The sequence below is a fragment of the Streptomyces griseorubiginosus genome (assembly GCF_017614965.1).
In the GTDB taxonomy this organism is placed as follows: domain Bacteria; phylum Actinomycetota; class Actinomycetes; order Streptomycetales; family Streptomycetaceae; genus Streptomyces; species Streptomyces griseorubiginosus_B.
In genome coordinates this window covers 1-5,388 of record NZ_WVUG01000451.1, presented here as the reverse complement: position 1 = coordinate 5,388, position 5,388 = coordinate 1, and the positions used below count along the sequence as shown (strand labels likewise).

Annotated in this window: 6 protein-coding genes; 4 read left to right on the top strand and 2 right to left on the bottom strand. The window is 72.7% G+C overall.

The window, feature by feature from the left end; translation table 11 throughout:
- The first annotated feature begins 47 nt into the window (after window positions 1–47).
- Window positions 48–758, top strand: a complete 711-nt coding sequence (locus tag GRC12_RS41575; protein WP_208785637.1) for an ABC transporter ATP-binding protein — start codon at window positions 48–50, stop codon at window positions 756–758.
- 567 nt (window positions 759–1,325) lie between these two features.
- Here GRC12_RS41575 and GRC12_RS41570 read toward each other — a convergent pair.
- Both GRC12_RS41570 and GRC12_RS41565 read right to left on the bottom strand, forming a co-directional pair.
- Window positions 1,326–2,312, bottom strand: a complete 987-nt coding sequence (locus GRC12_RS41570; RefSeq protein ID WP_208785636.1) for an aldo/keto reductase — start codon at window positions 2,310–2,312, stop codon at window positions 1,326–1,328.
- Between the two features lie 70 nt (window positions 2,313–2,382).
- Window positions 2,383–2,709: a nuclear transport factor 2 family protein gene (locus GRC12_RS41565; protein ID WP_208785635.1), complete on the bottom strand. Its 327-nt coding sequence runs from the start codon at window positions 2,707–2,709 to the stop codon at window positions 2,383–2,385.
- Between the two features lie 130 nt (window positions 2,710–2,839).
- On the opposite strand from GRC12_RS41565, the gene GRC12_RS41560 reads away from it, so the two are divergent.
- The 3 genes from GRC12_RS41560 to GRC12_RS41550 all read left to right on the top strand — a co-directional run.
- Complete coding sequence (locus GRC12_RS41560) at window positions 2,840–3,409, top strand: DoxX family membrane protein (RefSeq protein ID WP_133043037.1); 570 nt, start codon at window positions 2,840–2,842, stop codon at window positions 3,407–3,409.
- A gap of 23 nt (window positions 3,410–3,432) precedes the next feature.
- The gene (locus GRC12_RS41555; RefSeq protein ID WP_208785634.1) at window positions 3,433–3,897 is read left to right on the top strand and encodes a MazG-like family protein; all 465 of its coding nucleotides are present in this window, start codon (window positions 3,433–3,435) and stop codon (window positions 3,895–3,897) included.
- A gap of 72 nt (window positions 3,898–3,969) precedes the next feature.
- Window positions 3,970–5,388: MFS transporter (locus tag GRC12_RS41550; RefSeq protein WP_208785633.1), on the top strand; the 1,419-nt coding region annotated here is incomplete at its 3' end.

Here is a 5,388-nt window from a genome sequence, read left to right as displayed (position 1 = left end):
CCCCCCGGGCGCGGCGCCCCACCCCCTACGTTCCTGTGGAGAACCCCATGTACAGACTCACCGGCGTCACCAAGCGCTACACGCGGGGCAAGGAGACGGTGGAGGCGCTGCGCGGCATCGACCTCACCATCGAGGACGGCGACCAGCTCGTCATCCAGGGCCCGACGGGCGGCGGCAAGTCGACGCTGCTGCAGATGATCGGCGGGCTGGACCGTCCGACCGAGGGCAGCGTCGAGTTCGACGGCGTCGACCTGGCCCGCATCGGCGAGACCAAGCTGACCCGGGTGCGGGCCGAGAACATCGGCATCATCTTCCAGTCGTTCAACCTCATCCCGACGCTCACCGCCCAGGAGAACGTCGAGACGGCCCTCGTACCCCTCGGGGTGAAGCCCGCCGAGCGCCGCGAGCGGGCGGCGGAGGCCCTGCGCTCGGTGGGCCTCGGCGAACGCCTCGGTCACGCGCCCGCCGAGCTCTCCGGCGGCCAGCAGCAGCGCGTCGCGATCGCCCGCGCGCTGGTCAAGCGGCCCAAGGTGCTCCTGGCCGACGAGCCCACCGGCAACCTCGACGAGGGCACCCGCGACGACATCATGGCTCTGCTGGAGGGGCTGTGGCGCGAGCACGGGCTGACCTTCGTCATGGTCACCCACGACTCCTCCATCGCCCGCCGAGCCCCCCGCCTGGCCACCATCAAGGCGGGCCACCTGACCCTGACGGAGCAGGGCGACGGGCGATACGCACAGCAGTCGTACGTGTCCTGACGCGCTGCCTGTGTTCGAAGGGCGCGTTGGGAAGACGGCCGACCGGTGCGCCCAGACCGCGCTGCGGTCCCGGCACGACCCGCTGGGCACAGGGCGTCCGGAGGCTGACGGCCGTCCGGTGCGCCCAGACCGCGATGCCGCCCTGGTACGGCCCGCCGGGCACCCGGCGTCCGGGCCGACGGCCGGCCGCCGGGCGCGTGAACACCGGACGGCCGCCGGGCGTGGGAAGGCCGCGGCCGGTTCGGCAGCCGCACGGCCGGGACCGCTCACGCGGCGAATCGGCAACGCGAGCGGCCGCAGCAAGGCTTCCGCGACCGGCTCGGCATCCCGCAGTCCGCGCTCACCAAGCAGGTCAGGCACGCGGGCTGCTGCGGCCCGCCGCAGCCGGCGGCATCCGAGGTGAACCGCCGGCGCCGGTCGCCGCAAGGTCCGCGACCGGCTCGGCATCCTGCGGTCGGCGCTCATCAATCAGGTCAGGAAAGCGGGCTGCCGGGGCCAGCGCTGTCGGCCACGCCGGGTGCGGCGAGAAGGCACCGGCCGGCTCGGGGCCCGTGCGGCCGGGACTGCTCACCTTCCGAGGATCGTGTCGACCTCGGCCAGTTGGGCGGGGGTGAGTGGGCCCTTTTCGAGGGCGGTCGCGTTCTGCTCGGCCTGGGTGACCGAGCGGAAGCCAGGGATCGGGACCGTGCGGGGGCTGCAGGCCCAGATCCAGGCGAGGGCGCCCTGCGCGGGCGTACGGCCGTCGCTGGTCAGTACGTCCCGCAGCGCGTCCACGCGGGCGACCCAGTCCTCGTCGGCGCCGCCGTTCTCCGTGAAGCCGGGGAGCCACGCGGGCGGCCGGCTGCGGATGTCCCCGGCCTCCAGGGCCTGCCCGCTGCGGTGCTTGCCGGACAGCAACCCCATCGCGAGCGGACTGCGGTTGACGCTGGCGAGGTCCAACTCGTCGCACAGGGCGAGCATGTCGGGTGCCGGCTGGAAGACGTTGAGCGCGTGCTGCACGGCCGTGCAGTGCTCCCCCTCGGCGAACACGGCTGCGCGGGCCGGGTCGTCGGTGCTCCAGGCGTAGGCCCGGATCAGCCCCTCGCCCACCAACTCCTCGCAGGGCTCGCGGAGTTCGGCGGCCCGCTCGGGATCGGCGTCGGAGATGTGCAGCTGGTAGAGGTCGACGTGGTCGGTGTCCAGGCGCCGGAGCGAGGCGGTCAGGGCGCGGCGGACGTACTGCGGGGAGTCGTCGCTGCCGGTGCGGGTGCGGGTGTCCTCGTCGAAGAGGTTGCCCCACTTGGTGGCGATCACCACCTCGTCCCGGCGCTTGCCGAGGGCGCGCCCGAGGACCCGTTCGCTGTGCCCGGCGCCGTAGGTGTCGGCGGTGTCGAAGAAGGTCACACCGAGGTCGAGGGCGCGCCGGATCGCCCGTACGGACTCCTCGTCGTCGACCTTGCCCCAGCCGAGCGGCTGCCCGTCGGTGTCCTGCCACTCCCCGCCGATGGCCCAGCAGCCGAAGCCGAGAGCGCTTACTCGGATACCGCTGCGGCCCAGTGTCCTGTTGGTCTCCATGCCCAGGACCCTAGGAGTTGGAGCGCACTTCAGCACAAGGGGTCGAACACGGGTCGGCGCAACCGGTGCGCTACGCCTGCCCGGTCTCGAAGCGGGAGATCCGGCCGTCCGCGGTGACGTCGAAGCTCCACCGGGTGCGCATCTCGCCCCAGGTGTCGTTGCGGTAGTTCGCGATCAGCGCGCGGCCGCCCTGGGACTCGTTGTCGACGTCCAGGTGGCCGTTGGAGGAGAAGATCTCGCGGTCGATCCACTCGCCGAGGTCGCGGTCGGAGCCGTCGTCGGACATCGTCGCGTCGTCGGTGAGCAGTGACAGGAACGCCTCGCGGTCATGGGCGTTGACGGCGGCGACGAACGCGCGGACCGTCGGGTCGCTGAGTTTGGCGGGCTGAATCGTCATGCCAGCCAGATTCACACCGCTCCTCCGGGGCCGCCACCCGAACGGCCGCGCGAACAGGCCGGGCAGGTGTCGGCGATGCGACGGTGGATACGCGGAGGGGACCGACCTGTTGCCTGCCCCGGGAGTCATCGTGAGCGCATTCGACCGTCGTGATCTGGGCCTGCTGCTGCTCCGGCTGGGCACTGGTGGCGTGCTGGCGGCACACGGCGCACAGAAGCTGCTGGGCTGGTTCGGCGGTCACGGCATCGAGGGGACCGGGCAGTTCATGGAGTCCGTCGGGTACGCGCCGGGCAAGGCGAGCGCCACGGCTGCGGGGCTCGCCGAGGCCGGTGGCGGCACCCTGCTGGCGCTGGGGCTGGCGACACCGGCGGCGGGCGCGGCGGCGGCCGGCGCGATGGCGGGGGCGTCCGCGGTGCACGCGCCGAACGGCTTCTTCAACCAGGAGGGCGGCTTCGAGTACGCGGCCACGCTGGGCCTCGCCGCGGCCGGACTGGCGGTCACCGGACCGGGCCGGCTCTCCCTCGACCACGCCCTGGGCCATGTCGTGGACCGCGGCTGGATGGTCCCGGCGGCGCTCGGCGCGACGGCGGCGGCGACGGCTCTGGTCGTGGGGGCGCGGAACAAGCGGCTGCGCAAGCCGGAGCAGGACGAGGCGGCGGAGGACCGGTTCGAGTCGCAGGAGCCGCTGTCCGGGGAGTGACCCGCTGGGGCAGGGTTGCGCCCATGACTGATCACAACCCCTCCATCGGCGGCCTCCCCTCGCCCGACGGCATCCCCTCCACCGACGGCCTCCCCTCCCCCGACGACCTCTGGTCCTGCGTCGACGCCCTGTGGGCCTGGCTGGAAGAGGGTCGCCGACACGGCGGCCGCGAGAGCCTGCTGCTGCGCGTCCTGAAGATGTCCGAGGAGGTCGGCGAGGTCGCCGAGGCGGTGATCGGCGCGACCGGCCAGAACCCCCGCAAGGGCGCCACCCACACCTGGGACGACGTCGGGGCCGAGCTGTGCGACGTCGTCATCACCGCGCTGATCGCCCTGCGCACCCTCACCCCGGACACCCGCGAGACCTTCACCCGGCATCTGGCCCGGGTGACCGAACGCTCCCTCAGCACCCGGTGGCCAGGCACCGCGACCGGACCGGACTCGAGCGGACCGGAGTCCAATGTTGGGCACACTATTGACCGCCGTTGAAAAATCGCCCTACATTCGCAGCGTTTCACGGCGCCGTCGTCCCCCGTACACCCGCTCAAAGGGGAGCCCCTCGTGTCCACCGAAACGCACACCCAACCCGGGTCCACCGCCGCCGGGCCCGCGTCCGGCGGCCTGCCCGTCGGCACCCTGGTCGCCGGCTGCTTCGCGGTCTGCCTGGCCCAGATCGCCCTCGCCATGCCGGCCACGCTCAACGGCCTGTTCCAGGAGGACCTGCATCCGGTCGGCTCCCAGCTGACCTGGATCTCGGACGCCTTCCTGCTGCCCGTGTCCGTCCTGGAGCTCACCTTCGGCGTCCTCGGCGATCTCTTCGGCCGCAAGCGGCTGCTGGTCGGCGGCGGCGGTCTGCTGGTGGCCGGCGAGGCGCTGGCCGCCGCCAGCACCGGCATCCACATGCTGTGGGTGGGCCAGGCCATCGCCGGCCTGGGCGCGGCGGCGCTCTTCCCGACCTCGCTCGCGATGATCGCCGCCGGCACCCACTCAGCCCGCGACCGCGCCCGTACGATCACGATCTGGGCGGCCGCCCTGTCCAGCGGCGGTTTCGTCGCCCCGGTCCTCGGCGGCATCACCGGCAACTACGGCTCCTGGCGCTGGGCGTTCATCGTGGTGACCGGCCTCGCCCTGGTCAGCACCCTGCTCAGCCAGCTCTTCGCGCAGAACTCCAGCGCCCCGGAAGGCCGTTCACTCGACCTCGCCGGCCAGATCACCATCGGCATCGGCATGTTCGCCCTGCTGTACGCGGTGATCCAGGGTCCGGCGGACGGCTGGACGGCGACACCCGTGGTGATCGCGTACGTGGTCGCGGCCCTGTTCATCGGACTGTTCCTGCTGGCCGAACACCGGGCCGCCGCCCCGCTGCTCCGGCTCGACCTGTTCAGGAACCGGGCGTTCGCGGTGGCGTCGTTCGTCGCCGTGGTCGGCATGTTCAGCTACCTCGGCACCGCCTACGCCACCAGCATCCGGCTCGGCCCGATCCAGCACCAGAGCCCCCTGCGCGGCTCGTTCGCCTTCATCCTGCTCAACGCCTGGACGCTGCTGCTGATGCCGCTGATCTCCCGGCTGCTGGAGCGGGTCAGCCCGCGCTGGGTGCTGGGCGCGGGACTCGCCCTGATGGCGACCGGTGACTTCATCGCCGCGACCCTCTCGGTCCACGACCGCGCGCTGACCTCGCTCATCCTCCCCATCGGCCTGGTCGGCATCGGCTTCGCGCTCACCGTCTCCTCCATCACCGCGACCGCCGTCAACACCGTGGAGGTCCACTACGCGGGCATGGCGAGCGCCTCGACGAGCCTGCTGCGCGACTTCGGCTTCACGCTCGGCCCGGCGGTCATCGGCGCGATCGCGCTGAGCCACGCCGCCGACGAGTTCACCCGGAACCTCGCCTCCTCCGGCCTCTCCGCCCAGGTCAAGGCGGCGGCCGGACAGGTCGCGGCCGAGGGCGGCCCGCTCGCCTCCAACTCGGTCCCGCCCACC

Coding starts and splice junctions, on each gene's coding strand:
- GRC12_RS41575 (WP_208785637.1), top strand. CDS start 48: ATGTACAGACTCACCGGCGTCACCAAGCGCTACACGCGGGGCAAGGAG.
- GRC12_RS41555 (WP_208785634.1), top strand. CDS start 3,433: ATGACTGATCACAACCCCTCCATCGGCGGCCTCCCCTCGCCCGACGGC.
- GRC12_RS41570 (WP_208785636.1), bottom strand. CDS start 2,312: ATGGAGACCAACAGGACACTGGGCCGCAGCGGTATCCGAGTAAGCGCT.
- GRC12_RS41565 (WP_208785635.1), bottom strand. CDS start 2,709: ATGACGATTCAGCCCGCCAAACTCAGCGACCCGACGGTCCGCGCGTTC.